The sequence below is a fragment of the Magnetospirillum fulvum genome, assembly GCF_900108475.1.
GTDB classification, from domain to species: domain Bacteria; phylum Pseudomonadota; class Alphaproteobacteria; order Rhodospirillales; family Magnetospirillaceae; genus Phaeospirillum; species Phaeospirillum fulvum_A.
Genome location: NZ_FNWO01000003.1, coordinates 268,423 through 289,596, shown reverse-complemented (window position 1 = coordinate 289,596; position 21,174 = coordinate 268,423). Strand labels below are relative to the sequence as shown.

Annotated in this window: 25 protein-coding genes; 10 read left to right on the top strand and 15 right to left on the bottom strand. The window is 62.2% G+C overall.

Translation table 11 applies throughout. The annotated features are described in order from the left end of the window. Positions 1 to 178: 178 nt before the first annotated feature. Positions 179 to 337 (top strand): hypothetical protein, encoded by a 159-nt coding sequence (locus BLW40_RS17890; RefSeq protein WP_244511061.1) that lies wholly within the window; start codon positions 179 to 181, stop codon positions 335 to 337. A 235-nt stretch (positions 338 to 572) separates the two neighbouring features. Here the strand turns inward: BLW40_RS17890 and BLW40_RS17330 are convergent, their stop codons facing one another. Together BLW40_RS17330 and parE are read right to left on the bottom strand one after the other, a co-directional pair. Continuing rightward, the gene (locus tag BLW40_RS17330; protein WP_139305495.1) at positions 573 to 1,385 is read right to left on the bottom strand and encodes a hypothetical protein; all 813 of its coding nucleotides are present in this window, start codon (positions 1,383 to 1,385) and stop codon (positions 573 to 575) included. A 234-nt stretch (positions 1,386 to 1,619) separates the two neighbouring features. After that, positions 1,620 to 3,611: a DNA topoisomerase IV subunit B gene (parE, locus tag BLW40_RS05305; RefSeq protein WP_170834527.1), complete on the bottom strand. Its 1,992-nt coding sequence runs from the start codon at positions 3,609 to 3,611 to the stop codon at positions 1,620 to 1,622. 95 nt (positions 3,612 to 3,706) lie between these two features. Between parE and BLW40_RS05300 the strand changes: the two genes are divergently transcribed. The 5 genes from BLW40_RS05300 to BLW40_RS05280 all read left to right on the top strand — a co-directional run bounded on the left by BLW40_RS05300 (position 3,707) and on the right by BLW40_RS05280 (position 6,305). Continuing rightward, the gene (locus tag BLW40_RS05300) at positions 3,707 to 4,111 is read left to right on the top strand and encodes an acyl-CoA thioesterase (RefSeq protein ID WP_074766258.1); all 405 of its coding nucleotides are present in this window, start codon (positions 3,707 to 3,709) and stop codon (positions 4,109 to 4,111) included. A 275-nt stretch (positions 4,112 to 4,386) separates the two neighbouring features. Beyond that, positions 4,387 to 4,539, top strand: coding sequence for a DUF3309 family protein (locus BLW40_RS05295; RefSeq protein WP_083386641.1), 153 nt, complete (start codon positions 4,387 to 4,389; stop codon positions 4,537 to 4,539). A 46-nt stretch (positions 4,540 to 4,585) separates the two neighbouring features. Next, a complete protein-coding gene (locus BLW40_RS05290) occupies positions 4,586 to 5,488 on the top strand; it encodes an OmpA family protein (RefSeq protein WP_074766256.1) in 903 nt (300 codons plus the stop codon). Positions 5,489 to 5,535: 47 nt separating this feature from the next. Next, positions 5,536 to 5,778, top strand: a complete 243-nt coding sequence (locus tag BLW40_RS05285; protein ID WP_074766254.1) for a YMGG-like glycine zipper-containing protein — start codon at positions 5,536 to 5,538, stop codon at positions 5,776 to 5,778. 35 nt (positions 5,779 to 5,813) lie between these two features. Beyond that, complete coding sequence (locus tag BLW40_RS05280) at positions 5,814 to 6,305, top strand: OmpA family protein (RefSeq protein WP_074766252.1); 492 nt, start codon at positions 5,814 to 5,816, stop codon at positions 6,303 to 6,305. A 103-nt stretch (positions 6,306 to 6,408) separates the two neighbouring features. Here the strand turns inward: BLW40_RS05280 and BLW40_RS05275 are convergent, their stop codons facing one another. Genes BLW40_RS05275 through BLW40_RS05235 form a run of 9 tightly spaced genes read right to left on the bottom strand, consistent with a single transcriptional unit; the run spans position 6,409 to position 12,843 of the window. After that, on the bottom strand, positions 6,409 to 7,386 hold the full coding sequence (locus BLW40_RS05275) for an SH3 domain-containing protein (protein WP_074766250.1): 978 nt from the start codon (positions 7,384 to 7,386) through the stop codon (positions 6,409 to 6,411). 17 nt (positions 7,387 to 7,403) lie between these two features. Then, complete coding sequence (locus BLW40_RS05270) at positions 7,404 to 8,492, bottom strand: caspase family protein (protein WP_074766248.1); 1,089 nt, start codon at positions 8,490 to 8,492, stop codon at positions 7,404 to 7,406. Further along, on the bottom strand, positions 8,492 to 9,040 hold the full coding sequence (locus tag BLW40_RS05265; RefSeq protein WP_083386628.1) for an OmpA family protein: 549 nt from the start codon (positions 9,038 to 9,040) through the stop codon (positions 8,492 to 8,494). Before BLW40_RS05265 ends, BLW40_RS05270 begins: the two co-directional genes overlap by 1 nt. A gap of 25 nt (positions 9,041 to 9,065) precedes the next feature. Further along, positions 9,066 to 9,674, bottom strand: a complete 609-nt coding sequence (locus BLW40_RS05260) for a hypothetical protein (protein WP_074766244.1) — start codon at positions 9,672 to 9,674, stop codon at positions 9,066 to 9,068. A 16-nt stretch (positions 9,675 to 9,690) separates the two neighbouring features. Next, the gene (locus BLW40_RS05255) at positions 9,691 to 10,278 is read right to left on the bottom strand and encodes a hypothetical protein (protein WP_074766242.1); all 588 of its coding nucleotides are present in this window, start codon (positions 10,276 to 10,278) and stop codon (positions 9,691 to 9,693) included. Between the two features lie 11 nt (positions 10,279 to 10,289). Further along, positions 10,290 to 11,837 carry a DUF4384 domain-containing protein gene (locus BLW40_RS05250; protein WP_139305494.1) on the bottom strand — a complete coding sequence of 516 codons (1,548 nt, stop codon included), beginning with the start codon at positions 11,835 to 11,837 and terminating at the stop codon, positions 10,290 to 10,292. 5 nt (positions 11,838 to 11,842) lie between these two features. Further along, a complete protein-coding gene (locus BLW40_RS05245) occupies positions 11,843 to 12,148 on the bottom strand; it encodes a hypothetical protein (protein WP_139305493.1) in 306 nt (101 codons plus the stop codon). 11 nt (positions 12,149 to 12,159) lie between these two features. Then, complete coding sequence (locus BLW40_RS05240) at positions 12,160 to 12,474, bottom strand: hypothetical protein (RefSeq protein ID WP_074766238.1); 315 nt, start codon at positions 12,472 to 12,474, stop codon at positions 12,160 to 12,162. A 48-nt stretch (positions 12,475 to 12,522) separates the two neighbouring features. Next, a complete protein-coding gene (locus tag BLW40_RS05235) occupies positions 12,523 to 12,843 on the bottom strand; it encodes a hypothetical protein (RefSeq protein WP_074766236.1) in 321 nt (106 codons plus the stop codon). 375 nt (positions 12,844 to 13,218) lie between these two features. Here BLW40_RS05235 and BLW40_RS05230 point away from each other — a divergent pair, with 375 nt between their 5' ends. From BLW40_RS05230 to vapC, 3 genes are all read left to right on the top strand, one after another. After that, positions 13,219 to 13,983 carry an enoyl-CoA hydratase gene (locus BLW40_RS05230; protein ID WP_083386627.1) on the top strand — a complete coding sequence of 255 codons (765 nt, stop codon included), beginning with the start codon at positions 13,219 to 13,221 and terminating at the stop codon, positions 13,981 to 13,983. A gap of 198 nt (positions 13,984 to 14,181) precedes the next feature. Next, entirely contained in the window at positions 14,182 to 14,403 is a 222-nt protein-coding gene (gene vapB / locus BLW40_RS05225; RefSeq protein WP_074766234.1) for a type II toxin-antitoxin system VapB family antitoxin, read from the top strand. A 13-nt stretch (positions 14,404 to 14,416) separates the two neighbouring features. Further along, positions 14,417 to 14,821 carry a type II toxin-antitoxin system tRNA(fMet)-specific endonuclease VapC gene (vapC, locus tag BLW40_RS05220; RefSeq protein WP_425283698.1) on the top strand — a complete coding sequence of 135 codons (405 nt, stop codon included), beginning with the start codon at positions 14,417 to 14,419 and terminating at the stop codon, positions 14,819 to 14,821. Between the two features lie 69 nt (positions 14,822 to 14,890). Here the strand turns inward: vapC and BLW40_RS05215 are convergent, their stop codons facing one another. From BLW40_RS05215 to BLW40_RS05205, 3 genes are all read right to left on the bottom strand, one after another. Next, on the bottom strand, positions 14,891 to 15,091 hold the full coding sequence (locus BLW40_RS05215) for a hypothetical protein (protein WP_074766230.1): 201 nt from the start codon (positions 15,089 to 15,091) through the stop codon (positions 14,891 to 14,893). A 326-nt stretch (positions 15,092 to 15,417) separates the two neighbouring features. Continuing rightward, the gene (glnA, locus tag BLW40_RS05210; RefSeq protein WP_074766228.1) at positions 15,418 to 16,830 is read right to left on the bottom strand and encodes a type I glutamate--ammonia ligase; all 1,413 of its coding nucleotides are present in this window, start codon (positions 16,828 to 16,830) and stop codon (positions 15,418 to 15,420) included. Between the two features lie 98 nt (positions 16,831 to 16,928). Next, positions 16,929 to 17,267, bottom strand: a complete 339-nt coding sequence (locus tag BLW40_RS05205; RefSeq protein ID WP_002726357.1) for a P-II family nitrogen regulator — start codon at positions 17,265 to 17,267, stop codon at positions 16,929 to 16,931. Between the two features lie 343 nt (positions 17,268 to 17,610). On the opposite strand from BLW40_RS05205, the gene BLW40_RS05200 reads away from it, so the two are divergent. Further along, positions 17,611 to 19,638, top strand: coding sequence for an elongation factor G (locus BLW40_RS05200; RefSeq protein WP_074766226.1), 2,028 nt, complete (start codon positions 17,611 to 17,613; stop codon positions 19,636 to 19,638). A 200-nt stretch (positions 19,639 to 19,838) separates the two neighbouring features. Here BLW40_RS05200 and BLW40_RS05195 read toward each other — a convergent pair whose 3' ends face one another. Then, the gene (locus tag BLW40_RS05195) at positions 19,839 to 21,143 is read right to left on the bottom strand and encodes a hypothetical protein (protein WP_074766381.1); all 1,305 of its coding nucleotides are present in this window, start codon (positions 21,141 to 21,143) and stop codon (positions 19,839 to 19,841) included. Positions 21,144 to 21,174 lie beyond the last annotated feature (31 nt).

Below are 21,174 nucleotides of genomic sequence, written 5' to 3'. Positions count from 1 at the left end.
GGCTCCGCCTCCCGAACCCTCCGGTTTGTTTATCGAAGGAGGGAGCGGTCGCACCGTCCCGCGTGACGGCCTTGGATTATAGAACCGAGTTCTCCATACTGATGCAGTGCGGTAGGCAAGGCCGGAAATTTCCTGGAGGTTCAAGACAATGGGAAGACCTCGGGGATACAAGAGCAACGTGAAGGCCGCCCTCCACGAGACGGCGCTGGACCTGCATGAGGCCGGGTTGATCGACAAGGAGACGATGCGCCGGTTTGACGAATCCTGCCTGACGCCGGTCCGGAAATTCACCGCCGAAGAAATCCGTGCTCTTCGCGAGCGCGAACAGGTCGGCTAATGGGAGCGGGGGTGACAAACGCCCCGCCGGTCCGGCGTGCAAACTTCTGTCCCTCGTCGCCGAGAAGGGCCTATCGGCCATAGCCTGAGCTATCCAGGCCTCGGCTCCCGGTTAACAATGAGGCAGCAATGCGCCTCATGGCGGTCATTCCAAAAATCTGTGCCCATTCTCGATAACGGGCATTCCCTGGGTTCTCCGGCCTATCCTGGATAGGCCACAAAGAGGCGTTGGCATCCTAGGTCTTCCCCCATGTATTATATTTTTTTCTTGCGACACGGAATTTTTTGCTTACTGCTTGATCAATGCGCATTGCAATTACATACATGTTATTGGCAAACTCAGACAGTTCATCTAAATTTGTGCAGTACACATGGCCATGCTTAAAATTGTATTTGTGCTGAATGCCTTTGGTTCTTTTTAGAAATATGTCGTTAACAACCCCTCTGTTGTGCGTATATATATTCCTCAGCTCTATTGATATAATTACTAATGATCGCTCAGCGTCAGAAGTTGTTAGAGAAAGCCCACTCCTATCCATTAGAAATGTTTCTATTTCTTTGAATCCGCCATATATTAGCTCGTTTATTTTCTTATCTACTAAAAATGACACAAGTTCTCGATAATTTGTTAATCTAAGAACATCTTCTAGTCTTATCATTTCAGACGATTTTAGTAACTCAGGTCTTTTGCGCATGCATGCTTGAACGGTGCCAGATAGAAAGCAAATAAAATTATCAACAAGGTTGATGCACATATTCTCCGTCTGAAGCTGCGCATATTTTCGATATTTATTTATTTGCTTTTGTTTATCTTTTTCAACATCCCTTAGCATCTGAACATATTTTTCTTCCCCTGTAGCTGCCAGAGCACGCGCAGCAACAAGCCTAGTTTCATCCACTTTCGCAGCAAGCTGCGTACTAAAAAATAAAAATCCAAAAATATCCGCATGCCGCTTTATAAAGCGAAAGCATTGTTCAGAGCAAAGTTGCCCATTGGACGGTTGAATTGGAAATATTTTTTTGTCTTCTATCTCTGTTATTTCATTCATGCATGTCGTCCGCAACAGAGGAAAATCAGAAAAATGCGACGCACCAAAATCGCGATAAGAGTAGAATAACACCGCGCTCGTCCACCGAATAGTTTAAACGATGGCCGCCCGAACCCACGAATATATCAATAAAATGGGAGGTTTGGAGGCTTTCGCCTCCAAATGGGTCTGGGCGATAGCCCGGCCGCGTTAGCGGAATCCTGCCCGCACGGCGGCCGCCCGCCTCCACCGACCCTAGACGTCGAGGTTGGTAGCGAAGCGGGCGTGTTCCTGGATGAAGCGGAAGCGGAGTTCGGGTTTGCGGCCCATCAGGCTTTCGACCAACCGGGCGACTTCCTTGGCCTCTTCCTTTTCCTCTTCGGTGCGGGAGGCGGGGATGGTGACCTGGAGCAGGATGCGCCGGGCCGGGTCCATCGTGGTTTCCTTGAGCTGGGCGGGCGGCATTTCGCCCAAGCCCTTGAACCGGCTGATCTCGATGTTTTTCTTGCCCGCGAAGAGGGTGCGCAGCAGCTCTTCCTTATGGGCGTCGTCGCGGGCATAGATTACGGTCTGGCCGTGGGCGAGGCGGAACAGCGGCGGCATCGCGAGGTAAAGGTGTCCCTCGCGGATCAGGTTGGGCAGTTCCTGATAGAAGAAGGTCATCAGCAGCGACGCGATGTGGGCGCCATCGACGTCGGCGTCGGTCATGATGATGATTTTTTCGTAGCGCAGCTTGTCGCCGTCGTAATGCTCGCGGCTGCCGCAGCCGAGGGCTTCCATCAGGTCTTTCAGTTCCTGATTCTGGCGCATCTTGTCGGACGAGGCCGAGGCGACGTTGAGGATTTTGCCGCGCAAGGGGAGGATCGCCTGGGTCTCGCGGTTGCGGCCCTGCTTGGCCGAGCCACCGGCGGAATCGCCCTCGACCAGGAACAGTTCGGTGCCGACATTGACCGAGCGCGAGCAATCGGCCAGCTTGCCGGGCAGCCGCAGCCGCTTGGTCGCGGTCTTGCGGCTCATCTCCTTGGCCTGACGGCGGCGGAGTCGGTCCTCGGCGCGGTCGATCAGGCGGGTGAGCAGCGCGGCGGCCGAGGCTTTGTCGGCCGACAACCAATGGTCCAGCCGGTCCTTGACCGCGTTCTCGACCAGACGGGAGGCTTCGGGGCTGACCAGCTTTTCCTTGGTCTGGCCCTGGAATTGGGGATCGCGCAGGAACAGGCTGACCATCACGCAGGCCCCGGCCATCACGTCTTCGGCGGTGATCTGGGCGGCTTTCTTATTGCCGGCCAGATCGCCATGGGCGCGCAAGGCGCGGGTCAGCGCGGTGCGGAACCCGGCTTCGTGGGTGCCGCCGTCGGGGGTGGGAACGGTGTTACAATAGGTGTTGACGAAGCCGTCCTCGTCATCCTCGGGCCAGGCCACCGCCCATTCGACCTGCCCCATATCGTCGGCCAGCGGCGCGATCCCGTCGAACAGGTCGCGGGTGACCAGCGGGCGCTCCTTCAGCACGGCGCGGAGGAAGTCGGACAGGCCGCCGGGGAAGTGCAGCACGTCCTTGGCCGGGATCTCGTCGCCCTCGGCGATCAACAGCGGATCGCACTTCCAGTGAATCTCGACGCCACGGAACAGATAGGCTTTCGACCGGGCCAGCCGGTACATCGGACCGGCGCGCAGATGGGCGCGTTCGCCGAAAATCTGCGGATCGGGGCGGAACATCACGGTGGTGCCGCGTCGGTTCTGCACCGGGCCGACCGTTTGCAGCGGCCCCATCGCCACCCCGCGCGAGAAGGTCTGGCTGTAGAGGGTGCGGTCGCGGGCCACCTCGACCACCAGCTTGTCGGACAAGGCATTGACGACCGAGACGCCGACGCCGTGCAGACCGCCCGACACCTTATAGGCGTCACCGCCGAACTTGCCGCCGGAATGCAGCGTGGTCAGGATCACTTCCAGCGCGCTTTTGTCGGGGAATTTGGGGTGGGGGTCGATCGGGATGCCGCGCCCGTTGTCGCGGACCGTCGCGGTACCATCGACCGACAATTCCAGCTCGATCCAACTGGCGTGACCGGCCACCGCCTCGTCCATCGCGTTGTCGAGCACCTCGGCGACGAGATGGTGAAGCGCCCGGTCGTCGGTGCCGCCGATATACATGCCGGGGCGGCGGCGAACGGGCTCAAGTCCTTCAAGAACTTCGATGTCCTTGGCGGAATAGTCGGTGCTTTTGGGAGCAAGCTGCTGGAACAGGTCTGACATGGCGGGCATTATAGGGGGGCGAACGCCGGGTGCAAGCCCATGCTGTGCCGCACTATGCCCTTAATACAAGATGTTGACGAAAAGAGGTAGCCCCAATGAGCGAGAGCGCTGACGCGTCGGACGGCCCGAACGGACGGTTGTCGATCAGGACGATTGCGATGCCCGCCGACACCAACATGTTCGGCCATATCTTCGGCGGCTGGCTGCTCAGCCAGATGGATCTGGCCGGGGGCACCCATGCCTATCGCCGCACCGGGGGACGCTGCGCCACCGTCGCGATCGAGGGGATGGAGTTTCACCAGCCGGTCTTCGTCGGCGACGAACTGAGCTGTTACACCGACATCAAGCGGATCGGCCATACTTCGATTGCGATCCGGGTCGAAAGCTGGGTCCGTCGCCATGGCGGCAACGACACCCAGGTCAAGGTCACCAGCGCGATGTTCACCTATGTCGCCGTCGATGATCTGGGACAAAAACGCCTGATTCCGCAGGAAGATTAGGACCGCCCCCGGCCGCTCTGCTCGCGGCCGGGGACCATCTCATCATCGCGGGCCTGATTTCGGAAATACAAAATCACCGCTTGATTTGGGTATTTTCCGATTCTAAACAATCACATCAATATTTGATAGTTTTCATCGTCAATCATGACGCCGCGATTATGTCGCAGCCTCATTAGTCTTATATTCATTTCACGATGGCAGGGGCGATACGGATTTCCGACGGATTTCCGATCGCGGCAAGTTCCCGCCATTCGTCCCTCAAGGAGGGCGCACTGATGTCCACAATTCTGCTGATTATCCTGGTGCTGTTCCTGGTCGGCGCTTTGCCGAGATGGCCGCATAGCGCGAACTGGGGCTATTACCCCAGCAGCGGGGTCGGAATAATTCTGATCATCGTCGTCATCCTGCTGCTTACGGGACGGCTATAGCCTTCCTGCCCTAACCGGATCAACGATCAGGACAGGATCAAAACACATGATGCGCCCTCTCCATCTCATCGCCCCTCTTCTGCTCTGCGGAGTGGCCGCCTGTACCGGCACGCCGCAGAACGGGATGATCCCGCGCAGCACCTACCAGTTGGAACTGCTCAATCGCACCACGCCCACCGGCTCCCCCTTCACGCAGGCACTGACGAACGATTACCGGACCCTGGCCCTCTATGAATGGGGCGAGTACGACTGGTACGCTCAACAGGTTTTTGCCAAAAAGGGGCTTGCCGCCGCCGCCGGAACTGCGGTGCCGCCCGAGCGGTTGGAGGATTGGGCCGTTTCCGATCCCGACGCCGCCGCCGACCTTCGGGTGGCACGCGGGCATCTGATCACGCTGTTGTCCAGCGACGCACCGCGCCAGTTTCCGCAATGGATGTCGACCGCCCAGACCCGTTTCGATTGCTGGCTGCACGAGCAATATGAAGGCTGGGAAACCGAGCGAATTCGGGAATGCCGCGATGGATTCAGACAGGCGATCAAATTGATCGCCGCCAAACATAGCGTCGGCTCCGCTCCGGCGGCCCAAGAGAGCCCTGACGCAGCGCGGACTCAGCCCTCCTCCTTCATCGTGTTCTTCGATTTCGACAAATCCGATCTGATGGAGGAATCGCGTCAGGTCATCGCCGCCGCCGTCAAGGCGATCACGGCGACCAAGGGAAGCACGGTCAAAATCGTCGGCTACACCGACACCTCGGGTACGGCCGCCTATAACCTTTCCCTGTCGTTGCGGCGCAGCACATCGGTCGAACAGGAATTGATCGACAACGGCATTCCGCGCGGCTCGATCAGCATCGACGGCAAAGGGGAAAGCGACCTGCAACTGGCAACCTCCGATGGCGTCCGGGAGCCGCAAAACCGGCGGGCGACGATCCAGGTGATCAAGCCGTGACGATCCCGCCGCCTCGCCCCCATGGCGGCATGAAAGGAACATCTGAGATGAGCCGTATCTTCTTTACCCTTGCGGTCGTTGTCACCGTTTCGACCCTGTCTGCCTGCGGATCAAGCACCGGAGACCGCGCCTTGAGCGGCGGCGGGATCGGTGCCGGGGTCGGGGCGCTGGGTGGGTTTCTGGTCGGCGCCCCTCTGGAAGGCGCGCTGATCGGCGGGGCCGTCGGGGCGGGTACCGGTGCTCTGACCAACAAGAATCAAGTCAATCTCGGTCGCCCGGTCTGGCGTTAACACTCCGTCCCATCACCGAAGCAGAGGAAATCGCCATGTATCCGTTCAAGAGATCGGGCTCGATCGCGACGGCGTTGCTCGCCCTTGCGACCCTTTCCGCCGCCGCGGGCTGCACCGAATCGGGGGACAAGCCGCCGCTGCGGCACACCCGGTCATCGACCGCCACCCCCGAACTGGCTGGGGCTTGGTATCAGATCTTTTTCGACAGCAACAAGACCGAGATCGATGAACGGGGGCGGATGATCGTCCAGAACGTCGCCTATGTTGTTGCTCATGACGACACGACGCGGGTGACTGTGATCGGCAAGACCGACCGGGTCGGCAACGCCTCGACCAATTTGAGCCTGTCGGAGAAACGCGCTGGCGAGGTTCGCGACGCATTGATCGCCGCCGGGATTCCGACCGGTCGGATCGATGTCAGTTGGTCGGGGGAAAAAGGTCAGGCGGTCGAAGCCGCCAACAGCGCGGCCGAGCATCATGACCGGGTCGTCGATATCACGGTGGTGAAGAGTGCGAAACGACAATAATCCGTCGGGATGTAAGACGGTTGCCTCACTCTCAGGGAGAGCTTCTCCCCCTGAGAGTGAGGCGCCACACCGGCTCTTACCAAGCCCCATCGGCTAATTGGTCTTACTGGCGGCGGATGTTCTTTTTCGCCACCCACCCGACCGAATCTCCCGACTTGACCTCGATCCACCCCTCTTTTTCGCGTCCGGTCGGATTGACCTCGGTTCCAGGGGCCAGACGCCCCAGCGCCTCACTCCCTTTGCCGGGCGATTCGCGGAGGACGAGATTGCCGTTGGCCAGCCACCGGGGGGCCTGGGCCTGGAGCGCCACCGACGGCAATGGCGGCATTTCGCGAACCGAGCGGACCACTTTATTGAAGGCGTCCATCAGCGCGGCGGCGATGACCTTGCCTTCCGGCGTGTTGCCATAGGCCCCGACCGAGCCGCCAGCCATCCCGCCGAACAGACCGCCGCCGATGCCGATATCGCGGGCGGTCGCGGTGCCTTCGGCCGACGAAATCTGGATGCCGGAGCGAATGTCGGTCACCGCCAGCATCGTCTGGGCTGAGGTGAATTTGAGCGAACTCGCCACCGCGCTGGCGAGAATCCCACCGACGCCGGGAATCAGCCCGCCCAGCGCGGCAACGCCGCCGCCGGTATTGCCCTGGAACAGCACCGTGGGGGTCAGGGCTAGGTCGGCCGCGACCAATTGCCCGCCGCCCATATTGCCCCCGGCGCGCATTTCACCGGCCTGAGACAAGGCGCGTTCCTGCTGGATCGCCTGCATCGCCTGACCGCGATCGGCGATGATGAAGCATTTCGATTGCTGGGCGATCAGCCGTAGCACCGGAACCGGCGAACCCAGACCCAACGCCGACAGCGATTGCGACATGCCGACATCCTGACTCTCGATCAGGGTCAGCACCCCCAACGGCCGCTCGCACCGTTCCAGTTGAGACGAGGCGTTTTCCGACGCTCCGCCCGGACCGGCCGAGCCGGTCACCGGCCCCTGATCGGTCCCCATCGTCGTTTGCGACAGGCAGCCCGACAACGCGACGACCGCAAGGGCCGACACCGCCTTGGCAACATTCTTGAACGACATACCCCCTCCTCCCCTCTTCAATGCACAGTCCGCCACGATCCGTCCGGCTGCTGGCACTCGGTGCCGAACTTCGTGATTTTGTAGCCATAGAGCACCTCCTCGACCGGGACGGTGCGGCACTCCAGTTCGTTCAGCCCCGTGCGCCGCACGGGGGCAACCTTCGGGAGGTCAAGCGGTCGCGGCGGCTCGACCGGCCGCGCCGCAGCGACCGGCTGCACCGCGACTGGAGGCGGAACCGGCGCGGGCACGGCGGCGGGCGCGATCACGATCGAGGCCCGGTCCTGGCCATCATGCGGCGGGGACGGGACGGCAACCGGCTCGACACGCGGCGCGGTCGGGATGGAAACGGCTCCTTCGGGCGGCCCGGCGAAATAGAAATCCCCGGTCAGCGACGAGGATTCCCACGGCACCTGCTCGCCGTTGGATTGACGCGACACCGCGACCCGCACCCGCTTGAACATTTCCTCGACCGAGCGGCCGGGTTCCTGCATGAAGCGGATCAGTTCGGCGGTGTAGAGTCCGTTCTGCCCCTCGCCGTCGCTGGCGACCTGACCGGGCGCGGTGGCATAGGCGATCAGGGTTCCCTCGGGCGCGTTGATCTGAGCCAGTCCGCCGCCGGACGAGCGGAACTTGCGCTCGAACGGATTGTTGCGGCAGGCATCGAGGATCACGATGCTGACGCGAGCCTTGGCGTGGGCCATCTGGTCGAGAACGACGTCGATATCGACGGTTTCCAGCCGGACCCGCTGTTCGGCGCTGATCGCGGCATCGACCGGGATCAGGTAATTGTGGCCCTGCACCTGCATCGCGTGACCGGCGTAGTAGAAAATGCCGGTCGAGCCGCTTTTCAGTCTGTCGCCGAAGGCACCGATCGCCTTTTCCATCCCGACCTTGTCGAGATTGCTGTGAAAGATCACCTCGGCCCCCAGCTTGGCCAAGACGGCGGCGACGTCGCGAGCATCGTTCTGCGGATTGGTCAGGCCGGGTACTTTTTGATAGGCGGCGTTGCCGATCACCAGCGCCACCCGCCGCTCGTCCGGGGCGGCGGCGGCGGGGACGGCAATCGTCGCAGCCAGGATCAGGACGAACAGCGCGGCCAGACGCATCAACGGCCCTCGATGCGGCGGAACTGCACCCGGCGATTTTCCGGGGCCGCAGGGTCGGCGGTATTGAGCGGGTCCGATTTTCCCTTGCCGACATGCTGCAACCGCGACGGCGCGATAGCGTAGGTGGCGATCAGATAGCGTCGCACCCCCTCGGCGCGGCGTTCGGACAATGAAAAATTGTACTCATCCGATCCCACCGCGTCGGTGTGCCCCTCGACCAGCAGGGCCAGCGACGGATCGGAGCGGAGCAGCTTGCCGACCTGATCGAGATAGGGACGGGATTCGGGCAGGACGCTGGCCGAATCGTAGCCGAACGCGATCGGCAACCCGACCGAGGCCGACAGCGACGCCGAACTGTCGCCCGCCACCGGACTAGGCGAATCGCCCAGGACGATGCCCCGGCTGCGCGGCTTGGCCGGAGCCAGGGCCGAGCGCAATTCCTCGATTGTGGGAACATGCTGGAACATCTGGACCTCCTCGGCCCGGACGGAGCCCACTCCCACCAGCACCAAAGCGGCGGCCAAGCCCCTCCATGCGAGTCTGTTCATCTCCCCCCCTTTCTTTCAGTCGTCGTCACTCGCTGACGGCATGGGTGTAGTCCGACAGCATCCGGCACCAGCCCAACGAGTAGATGAAGCCGGGCGCGCAGCCCGAATTCGGCGGCTTGGGGTGACGGGCGATCACGCAGCGGCGGAGGTAGAATTCGAGGCAGCATTTCCCGTCACGAAAGCCCTCGCACGGGCCATTGCCGCCCACGGTCAGATTGCCGCCCATGTTCATCACGCTGCCGCTGACATGGACGTTGGTGCTGGCCGCCCGCCCCACCTCCGAGGTGGTCGAGCCGATATAGGTTCCGGCATCGCGGGTGCGTCCGTCGGTGACGACGCTGCCGCTGACATCGACCGATGTCCTTGTGTTGCCCTTGGAACTGCCGATATCGGTGCGGGCGGTATTGCCCATCGCGGCCTTGGTGGTGACCGAGCCATCGACATGAGCGTCGATCCGGACGTTGCCGCCGGTGGTGGTGCCGACGCGGGTGACCGCCGTACCCCCACCGGTCGCGGTGTTGACGATGTTCTTGGCATCGGCGTTGATCTGGACCCCGCCGGATTCCTGGGCCCGCGCCGCCGCCATTCCCACGGCGATCAGCATCGCGACGGCACAAGCAAGGAAGCGCGACATCGTCCTCTCCCTTCTGTTAACGGAGGGAACGGCAGGATTCGTCGCCGACCCCCACCGTTCCGATCGTGACGCAGGCTTTCCCCGACCGGGTCTTCTGGACATTGACGATGGTCGGCCCCACTCCCGGCCGGGTGCCGAGGACAATGACTTCGGCGGTGTCATCCTCATAGGCGGTGACCTGCCCCTCGTTGAGGGCACGCACAGCCCTGGCCCGCGCCTCTCCAGCGGGAGTGCGCTCCCGCAGCCGGATTTCGATCGAACTGTCGCCACCTGCCGGACCGGGGTCGATCCGGCGCACCTCGACGACGTCCGAGGTCGAGGGCAAGTCCGTCGGCTTGCCCCGCTCGATCGCCGCCACCGCCTGATCGCGGATTTGGGCCGCCGATTGACGGCGATCCTGTTCCATCAGCAGGATTGGTCCGCCCCGTCCCTCGCCGGGATCGACATAGACCTTCCCGCCCCGCAGCACGATTGCCCCGGTCGCGCCGTCGATCTGGACCGAGGTCGGGCCGTCGAGCCGGGCGGGCGGGGCCTCCTGCGCCGGGGCGACAGCGGCGGCTCCGATCAGGAGAAGTGCTAGGAACAGCCCCCGACCCTGCCGCATCTCGTCGCCTCCTACTGGACAGCGATGGTCAGGGTGCGGACGCTGCTCCGATGCCGGTCCGCTCCCTGATGCTGGTAGATCACCGACGACAGATTGTTGACCTGGGTCAGGGGGACCAGATCGCCCTGGCTCAAGACCGCAGGCTTCTTCTCGGGCGGATAGGGGACCTTGGTGGCGATACAGGCGATCCGTTCCTGAACCCCGCTTTTGTCGAGTTTGATCGAAAAGCCGGATTCCGGCGGAATCTGAACCTGGGTACCGGGCAACAGCTTCGCATTGGGCTGGAAGCGGTTCGGAAAGATCCGCACCACCGAAGAGGCGCCGGATTCGTAATAGCAATAGAGATCGGCGGGTTGCTGGACCGACACCGAGAGCCGGACCCGGTCCCCGGCGTGATAGCCGCCCTTGGGCGTCGCGGCGGGAGCGATGGTCAGACCGATCGGGTCGAATCCGGCGGTTTCGTTGTCCAGCGCCGTGGGAGTCGGCAGCGGCGGCGCGCCGCCCGGACCGGACTTGGCCAGCTTGCTGTCGGGCGAAGCCAGATCGTCGGCAACGAAGCGGAAATAGAGATCGAAATCGACCCGGCCGTTGGCGATCAGGTCTTTTTCCGATTTGTAGCGATTGATCGCATCCTTCAGGGCGCGGTTGTCGGTTCCGTCCTCGGGACCGTCGTAATAACCGATCCGGCGCAACGCCCCCTGGGCCATCCGGATGCGGCCTCGCTCGTCGAGATCGTCGAACCAATCGTGCGCCACCTGCATCATCTCGGGATTGGTCGATTCGATTTCGAGGCAGCGCCAATAGGGCACCCGGGTGAACTTGCCCAGAAGCTCGATCATCCCCAGTTCGACCAGATTACGGACGGCGGCATGGGTGCCCTGCGAGCGGTCGGCCGACACGTTCAGCATCACGCTGGCCTTCTGGATCAGACCCTCGGACTCGACGCTGCTGCCGCTTTTGACGATCGCGATGGTGTTGGTCGAGGAAATCCCCGGCATGATCTGAAGGGTCTCGGTCTGGCCCATGTTGAGGTCCATCGACACCAGCGACACCAATTGGTCGCGCGAATAGCCCAAGGACAGAAACGGCAGCGCGACGCTGGCCGAATGGCTGTCGTTCAGCACCGATTGATCGACCTGGGTGATCGCGCCGCGAATGTAGAAATTGGGAACGGTCAGGCTGTTGCGGGTGTAATTCTGGTTGAACCAGAACACCGCATCGCCCGAGCGCTCGACATCGACATAGCGGAACGCCCCGCTTTTGGTCGACATCTTCGAGATGGCGCTGATCATCATCTCTTTCGTTCCCGAGGTAATCACCCCGGTATGGTCGGGCAGTCCGTCACTGGTGATGACGATGTCGCGCTTGCCAAACGAGACGAACAGCGAATCCATGCAGCGCAAGGCGTTGGAGAAGTTGGTCAGATTCTTGACCACCGGGGTGGTCGGCTGCGACACCACCGGGGCCGAGCCCGGATCGGCGACCATCCGGCAGCCGGGCAGCCCCAGCGCAAGACCAACCATCAGACCGAGGAGAGGGACGAGTCGCAGGCTCACCATCGACCTCACCGGCACAGATTGACGACATTGCCAAGGACGACGGTGGCATTGTCCTTTTGCAGGCTTTTCTTGCCCTGCCCCGGCTGGGGCGCGCCGATCGAAAGGTCGGAACAATCGGTATTGACGATGTCTTGACGGCTGAGATCCTTGCCCTGCCCGGCAACGGTGCTGCGGGTCTTGGCGACCAGCCGATCCTGCACCGCCTTGGCCGAGGGCGGCGCGTCGGTCCGCTTGTTCAGTTCCTGGGCAGAAGCCAGAGACGGCATCGCCATCAGCAGCACCGCCAGCATCCCCCGCATTGTCCGCGTCATCGCTCCTCCGATCACTGACAGGCATTTCGGCCGACGGTTCCGACCTCGACACAGGCCTTCGATCGGCTGGTTGCGCGATTGGTGATGTTCTGACCGGTCGCGTTAATCCTGACGTCGCCGCCAACCTTGCTTCCGGCCCCGACCCGGCCGATGCCCAGATCGGCGACCGAGCCGTCGGTCGCGGTATTGGTCAGATCCTTGCCGGTGGCATTGATCGTGACGCTGCCATTGACTTGAACCCCGTTGGCGGTTTGGCCAAAGGCGGCGGGCGAAAGCGACGCCAGAACGACGACAGCGCAAAAAATGACCGGAATGCAGCGGCGCATCACATCCCCCCAACCGAAAGGGAGAGGGTTTCCCCTCCCCCGGACCGACTATTGGCAATCGGCGTTGCTGCTGATCCCGCCGATGTTCTGGCAAGCGCGCGACTTGTTGCCGATCGCGGCGTTGACGACGTTCTTGGCCTCGGTTTCCTGGGTCACGTTGCCTTTGATATCGACATTGCCCTGGATGCCGCCGACCTGCTGCTTGGCCAACGTGTCGTTGCCGACCGCCGCGTTGACGGCGTTATCGACCTTGGTCTTCATCGTCACGTTGCCGCCGATCTTGACTCCACCCGCCTCTTGCGCCGGGGCGATCCCCGCCGACGCGACAAACACGACGGCGGCAGCACCCAAAAACAAAGCCTTCTTCATGATGTCCCGTCCCCTCTTCCGGTTCCAATCAAACCGGGAGCATCCATCATCGCTCCCACCATAGGAATAAGGTTATCTCAAATTTAAACCAAAAGAAAGCTGTACACAGAGCTTGCAACCATAGGATTCTGGCGACAAGGAGCCAGCCCGCCGACACCCCGAAGACGATTACCTAAGGTTGTGACGTCCCGCCAGAGCGCCGGACAGACGGCGCGACACGGCAAGCCCCCTGAGCCGACGCTTGATCGCGACGACACCCACCCATACTGTTAAGGGAAGGACATCCGCTTTGACGAAGCCGGACAGAACGCGGGGCAATGCGGGGGCCTGGATTTAAATAACTCAATAAAAACAATCATCAGGGAAGGATTCGATATGACGGGAGTGAGCATCCGGCACGACGGGGCGACGCTGATCCTCGGCTTCGACCGGCCGGATAAGCGCAATGCGATCACCGTGGCGATGTATGGCGAACTGGCGGCGGCGCTGGAGGCGGCCGAGGCCGATCCGGCCGTGCGGGTCGTTCTCTTTCAAGGCCATGGCGGCTTTTTCACCGCGGGCAACGATCTGCGCGATTTCCTGGACAACCCGCCCGAAGGCCCCGACCACCCGGCATTTCGCTTCATCCGCGCCCTGGCCTCGGCCAGCAAGGTGCTGGTCGCAGCAATCGAGGGACCGGCGATCGGGGTCGGTGCCACGATGCTGCTGCATTGCGACGTCGTGATCGCCGCGCGGGGAGCGCAAATCGCGTTCCCCTTCATCAATCTCGGTCTGGTCCCCGAAGCGGGCAGTTCGCTGCTGCTGCCCCGCCTCGTCGGCTATCACCGCGCCGCCGCGATGCTGATGCTGGGCGACCCCATCGACGCCGAAACCGCGCGCGAGATCGGTCTGGTCGCCCGCGTCGTCGATAGCGAAGACCTGCTCCCCGAGGCGCTAGCCCTAGCCGCCCGCCTCGCCGCCAAGGCCCCCGAAGCGTTGCGTCAGGTCAAGGCCCTGCTCAAATCGCCTCGGGAAACGGTCGATGACCGCATCGTCGCGGAAGCGGACGTGTTCATCGGTCGGCTGCGCTCGCCGGAATTGCGCGAAGCGGTCGATGCGTTCTTCGCCAAGCGTCCGCCCGACTTCTCGCGCTTCGCCTGATCCGTCAGAGCTTTGCAGATCGAGAACGATGTTGAATGCCGTCTCATGGGAGCGGCTCGGCCCTTGCCTCCCGGCGAGGGCCGGGGGGGATGGCCTTGTCGGCCAAGCGAAAAGCATGGCTGATAATTTTAGGTATATCCCTTTGACATATCCCAGGGCGGGATATACGGTTTATCCACTCACACACTGAGGTGCCGGATGACCCGTACAACCTTGTTCCAAAGCAATCGGTCCCAAGCTGTCCGCCTGCCGAAGGATGTTGCGTTTCCCGAAGGGGTGCGGGATGTCGCGATTCTGCGCGATGGTGCGCGTCGAATCATCGTTCCGGCCACAGCTATATGGGATGATTTTTTTGACGCTTCCGGGATTGATGTGCCGGAACGCGAACAGCCCGCGATGCAGGATCGGGAGAGCTTCTGACGTGCTCCGCTTCATGCTCGACACCAATCTCTGTATCCGGCTTTTACGTGATCGCCCCACCGGCCTCCGAGAGCGCTTTAACGTGGAGGCGGCGGCGCTCTGCATCTCGACGGTAACGCTTGCCGAACTCCTGAACGGCGCGGAGAAATCGGCAAAACCAGTCGAAAACCGAAATCAGGTTGAGGCATTCGCGGCGCGGCTTGATGTATTGCCATTCGACAATGCGGCGGCGGCGCATTTTGCCGATATTCGAGCCGATCTCGAACGAAAAGGGCACGTCATCGGCCCCTATGATTTGATGATCGCCGGGCATGCTCGAAGCCGGGGGTTGGTGGTCGTCACCGGCAACTTAGCTGAGTTCAAGCGCGTCGATGGCTTGCGGTCAGAAGACTGGCTCGCAAATCCTGCCGGAGATTAAACGGCGACAGCGCTGTTACACAAATCCAGGGGACACGATCCGAAGTGGCGTGCGCCTATCAGATCCCCATCAACCGGCTAACGACCTCACCACGTCATTGAAATGGGCTTCAGCCAGCTGGTGGCTGTCGAAATTTTTTATCTCTGGAGTGTCCGGTCGTCTCACCACATAGGCTTTCGCCAAGGGCAATCCTCCGGGACCATCCAAAGTCACCTCCACCAAAGTAACCCCGAGCTTCGAGGCCAACACCTTCTTCGTCTGAGACATCATTTAACTCCTAGTTGATATAAATTACGATACATCACCTATAGAGTAAACGCAAAGCCCCGCTCGCCCCCCCCTATGCCGCGCCCCTGCCTGGACTTTCGGGCGTGGCGCTGCGGATCGGCGGTGGAGTTGGATGGCCATCGGGATGTATGGCCTCGGTGGAAAATGAACCCCAAGGCCGGGAAGTATATCAGCGGCTTTGGTGAAGATCATAAAGAGAAAACCCCTGCCGCCATAAGACGACAGGGGCTTCCTTTAACTTAGTCCACCGGGCTGGTCCACCATCCCATTGTCTGGGTCGGTGAAAGCCACGGAACCCCTTACAGCGATTAAACGCTGTAATACATCTGGAACTCGACCGGATGCGGGGTGTGCTCGAAGCGATAGACTTCTTCGAACTTCAGGTCGATGTAGCTCTCGATGAAGTCCTTCGAGAAGACGTCGCCCTTGACGAGGAAGTCGTGGTCGGCCTTCAGGCTGTCCAGAGCTTCGCGCAGCGAACCGCACACGGTCGGGACCTGGGCCAGCTCGGCCGGCGGCAGGTCGTACAGGTTCTTGTCCATCGGATCGCCGGGGTGGATCTTGTTGGCGATACCGTCGAGGCCAGCCATCAGCATCGCCGAGAAGGCGAGGTACGGGTTGGCACCCGGATCGGGGAAGCGGATTTCGACGCGCTTGCCCTTCGGCGAGGCCGAGTAGGGAATGCGGCACGAGGCCGAACGGTTACGCGACGAGTAGGCCAGCAGCACCGGAGCCTCGAAGCCGGGGATCAGGCGCTTGTAGCTGTTGGTCAGCGGGTTGGTGAAGGCGTTGATCGCCTTGGCATGCTTGATGATACCGCCGATGTAGTACAGCGCGGTTTCCGACAGGTCGGCATAGCCGGTGCCGGCGAACAGCGGCTTACCCGCCTTCCAGATCGACTGGTGGACGTGCATGCCCGAGCCGTTATCGCCATAGATCGGCTTCGGCATGAAGGTCGCGGACTTGCCATAGGAGGCGGCGACGTTGTGGACGACGTACTTGTAGATCTGGATCCAGTCGGCGGCCTGGACCAGGCTGCCGAACTTGATGCCCAGTTCGTGCTGCGACGAGGCCACTTCGTGGTGATGCTTCTCGATCGGCAGGCCCATTTCGCCCATCACGGTCAGCATCTCGGCACGAATATCGACATGGCCGTCCACCGGCGGAACCGGGAAGTAGCCGCCCTTGACGCCCGGGCGGTGGCCCAAATTGCCTTCGGGGAAGTCCTTGCCCTGCGCTTCGACGCCGTCTTCCGACGACACTTCGTAATAGCCCTTGTTCATCCCGACCGAGTACTTGACGTCGTCGAAGATGAAGAATTCGGCCTCGGGGCCGAAATAGGTCGCATCGCCCACGCCCGACGACTTGACATAAGCCTCGGCACGCTTCGCGATCGAGCGCGGATCGCGGTCGTACAGCTGGCCGGTCGCCGGCTCGACAATGTCACAGTTGATGATCAACTGCGCCTGGGCGGCAAACGGGTCCATCACGGCCGACGAGGGGTCCGGCATCAGAATCATGTCGGATTCGTTGATGCTCTTCCACCCGGCGATCGACGAGCCGTCGAACATGATGCCTTCGTTCAGCATGTCGGCATCGACGGTGGAAACGTGCTGGGCGGTGTGCTGCCACTTGCCGCGGGGATCGGTAAAACGGAAATCGACGTACTTGACGTCATTTTCTTTGATCAGTTCGAGGACCTTCTGGACGTCGTCGGACATGGCCACTTTCCTGACAGTTGGATTCAAAAGACGGATGTGCTCAGAAAACGTGTTCGGCGGCCCTTGCCGTTCATCACGAGATGGAGCCGCCACCCCCCTTAGATTGCGTCGCTGCCGCGCTCGCCGGTGCGGATGCGGATCGCTTCCTCGACCGTGGAGATGAAGATCTTGCCATCGCCGATCCGGCCGGTGTGAGCGGCCTGCTGGATTGCCTCGACGGCGCGTTCGACCAGAGACTCGTCGATCACCAGCTCGATCTTGACCTTGGGCAGGAAGTCCACCACGTACTCGGCGCCGCGATACAGCTCGGTATGCCCTTTCTGCCGGCCGAAACCTTTGGCCTCGGTCACGGTAAGGCCCTGAAGCCCGACTTCGTGAAGGGCTTCCTTCACTTCATCAAGCTTGAAGGGCTTTATGATCGCTTCGATCTTCTTCATGTACCCGCCGTCTATGGAAGAAATGGCGTAGGGCCCGCGTTGAACGAGCGTCGAGCCCACGTTGAATGAGCCAATCATTTAGCACGGCTCGTGCCACTTCGGCCACCCGGAAAAGCGCATGAATCCGCCGCTCTGCGTCGTGAACTCTGCCCGATACTTGTGCAGGAGCGCCTGTTTTTCAGGCAGAGCGGCCATGTTTGGCAATCGAGCGCCCCGTCGTGTTTCCGGTTGCCTGCGGCGTCATCTGCTGAAATGGTTATGGTCAGAGCGGCGGGGGGCGCCGCCACGCGACGAGGGGGATGAAATTCGCCGCGATGAACCTTTGAGTTCCCCAGGAGGGACTATGACGTCAAGAACCCCTTCCCTGCCGCGGGCAGCCGCTTTGGTCGGCCCTTACGCCAGCGGCAAAACCAGCCTTCTCGAAGCTTTGCTGTCCGCGTGTGGGACGATTGCCCGCAAGGGCCGCACCCGCGACGGATCGACCGTCGGCGATTCCAGTCCCGAGGCGCGCGCCCGGCAGATGAGTGTCGAGCCCAACATCGCCGCTGCCCAGTATCTGGGCGAGACCTGGACCTTTATCGACTGCCCCGGCTCTGTTGAATTCAAACAGGAGTCCCTGAACGCCCTGGCCGTCGTCGATGCCGCCATCGTGGTGTGCGAGCCCGATCCCGCCCGCGCGGTGATGGTCGCGCCGATGCTGAAATTCCTCGACGAGCGCAAGATTCCGCACCTTCTGTTCATCAACAAGGTCGATACCGCCGGCACCCGGCTGACCGAGACCCTGGACGGTCTTCAGGCGGTGTCGGACCGTCCGCTGGTGCTGCGCGAAGTGCCGATCCGCGAAGGCGAGGCCGTCACCGGCTATATTGATCTGGTGTCCGAGCGCGCCTACCGCTACCGCCCCGGCCAGCCCTCGGACCTGATCCGCATCCCCGACGAACTCCAGAGCGAGGAATCACGCGCCCGTCAGCAATTGCTGGAGCATCTGGCCGATTACGACGACCACCTGATGGAAGAATTGCTGGAGGACATCCAGCCGCCGCCCGACGAATTGTATCAGGATCTGTCGCGCGATGTGGCCGAAAATCTGATTGTTCCGGTGTTCTTCGGCTCGGCCGAGAACGACAGCGGCATCCGCCGCCTGCTGAAGGCCCTGCGCCACGACGTCCCCGGCCCGCAGACCACCGCCCGCCGCCTGGGCGTCGCCGCCGACGGCCCCCCGCTGGCCCAGATTTTCAAGTCGATCCACGCCCAGCATACCGGCAAGCTGAGCTATGGCCGGGTCTGGCGCGGCGAGTTCGCCGATAACCAGACCATCGGCGGCGACCGCATTTCCGGCCTCTACCTCCCCACCGCCACCGGCCCGGCCAAGGCTCCCCGCGTCTCCGTCGGCGATGTCGCCGCGTTCGGCCGCCTCGATTCGATCCTGACCGGCGGGGTTCTGTGCGCGGACAGCGCCGCCGCTTTGCCCTGGTCCAAGCCGCTGTCGCCGCTGTTCGCTCTGGCCGTCGCCGCCGAGAAAAAGGGCGACGACGTCAAGCTGACCGGGGTTCTGGCCAAATTGTGCGAGGAAGACCCCTCGCTGGTGCTCGATCACAGTGAGTTCGGCGAACTGGTCCTGCGCGGCCAGGGCGAAATCCACCTGCTGGTGGCGATCGACCGGCTGAAAAGCCGCTTCAACATGCAGGTGGTGACCCGCAAGCCAACCGTTCCCTACAAGGAAACGATCCGCAAGGCCACCACGGTGCATGGACGGCACAAGAAGCAGTCGGGCGGCCACGGCCAGTTCGGCGACGTCTATCTCGACATCGCCCCCCTGCCCCGCGGCTCGGGCTTTCAGTTCCGCGAGACGGTGGTCGGCGGCGTGGTGCCGCGTCACTTCATCCCGGCGGTCGAGCAGGGTGTCACCGAATCCCTGTCGCAGGGGGCGCTGGGCTTCCCGGTGGTCGATCTGTCGGTCACCCTGACCCAGGGCAGCTATCACGCCGTCGATAGTTCCGACATGGCGTTCAAGACCGCCGCCCGGATCGGGATGGCCGAAGGGATGCCGCAATGCGAGCCGATCCTGCTCGAACCGGTGCTGCTGGTCGAACTGTCGGTCCCCAGCGACTATACCGCCAAGGCGCAACGGATCGTGTCGGGACGGCGCGGCCAGATCCTCGGCTTCGACGCCCGCGAGGGCTGGCCCGGCTGGGACACCGTCAACGCCTATCTGCCCCAGGCGGAAATGGACGATCTGATCGTCGAACTGCGCTCGCTGACGATGGGTGTCGGCACCTTCGCCTGGACGTTCGATCACCTTCAGGAACTGAGCGGACGGGTTGCCGAAAAGGTCATCGAGGCGCGGCGTGAGGCCCTGGCCGCCGATTAGACTGTGATAGGATTATGCTTTTTCAATGACCGGGGACCGGGGGGAGTTCAGGCTGTGGACAAGGCCGCTCCCGCCCGGACCCCCAATCCGGCTGGAGAGGCGCGAAAAGCGGCGCGACGTGGAAGCCGCAGGTCTTTTCGCGTCTCTTCGTCTTCACCAGACCTGACCGGGAGCGGTCGCACCCCCTGCCGTCTGTCGCCTCAATAAAGCTGGGCGACGAAATCGGCCAGATAGGGCACGACGCGCCTGCGCTCGGAATCGGTGCGGCCAAAGCTGCCCAACAGCTTGCGTAACCACGCCGCGTCGATCTTCTCGAACTCGAACATCGCCTTGATCGCCATATGCTCGCCGACATGGTCGGGCATCTTGGCGACCCATTTGATGATGCCGTCGCGCAGGGCCCCTTCGCGTCCCTGGTCGGGACGACCGGAGGGGACGAATTCCTGCGCATAGAGTTGCCCCAGTTCGCGCCAGCATTTGGCCATCACGTCGGCCTCGAAGCGGATCACGTCCTTCAGCAAGACGATGTCGTCCTCGCCGGGCGGCTGGAAATTGCACCGGGTCGCCTCTTCGCGCAGCAGCGGCCACGGATTGTCCTCGGGCTTTAACGTCGGCTTGCGCCCCTTGACCGGCTTACTCGTCCGGAACGAAGCCCAGCGCGAATCCCAATTGTGCAGAACCGGGTTATTGACCTCGCTGCCCTGAATGATCTCGATCAGGCGGTCGGCCCCGGCCTCGGCCCAATTGGTGCTTTGGGCCAGGGTCTGGATGTGGCGGGTGGCGCGCATCTGCGGCAGGACGAAGCGTTGCAGCACCTCGCGATAGGCCTGACCGAATTCGGGGGCGAGCAGAAAAGGCAACCGAACCCCGTGCGATGACCCGGTGATGCGGAACATGCTGAGCGTCTTCTGAGCATAGGCGCACAGGGTTTCGTCGAAAAAAGTGGCGAAATCGACCACAGCGACGGGACCGGTCTCGGACTCGGTGGCGGGAAGGGCCGCCAACATCCGACCGGTTCGGCGCTCGGCGGCGGGGCCTAATTGGGCGGCGAACAACGGCGGCGGCTCGCGCAGCGGAGTCTGGGTCCGCGCCGCCCGTGCCGGAGTGGGCGGAAAATCACGCTCGATCAGCGCCCGAAACGCCGAGCGGGTGGCCTCCGCCTCGCTCATCTCGGGCGGCCCCAGCAATTGGGTAACGACGTCGGACAGCACCCGGAAATCCTCGCCCTGCCCGGTCTTGTCCTTGGGCAGCAGCGGGATCAGCCCCTGCTCGCGCATCCGGCGCAGCGCAGCCAGACCCAGCCGCTCCGCCGCCTTGGCCAGCACCACCGAAAAAACGACATTAAGCTGTTTTTCGCTGGCCCATTTGCGCGCTTCCGGGTCGGCCAGGGTCAGGCGACGCACCAGCAGGATATGAGGAATGTCCAGGGAGCGGGTCGCGGCGATCAGGTTGGCCGCCTTCGCTTCGAAGGCTTTCATGGCGTCGTGCGAACCGGAAGGACTCATCTTGCTGCTGCCGACCCTCTCGAGGCCGCCC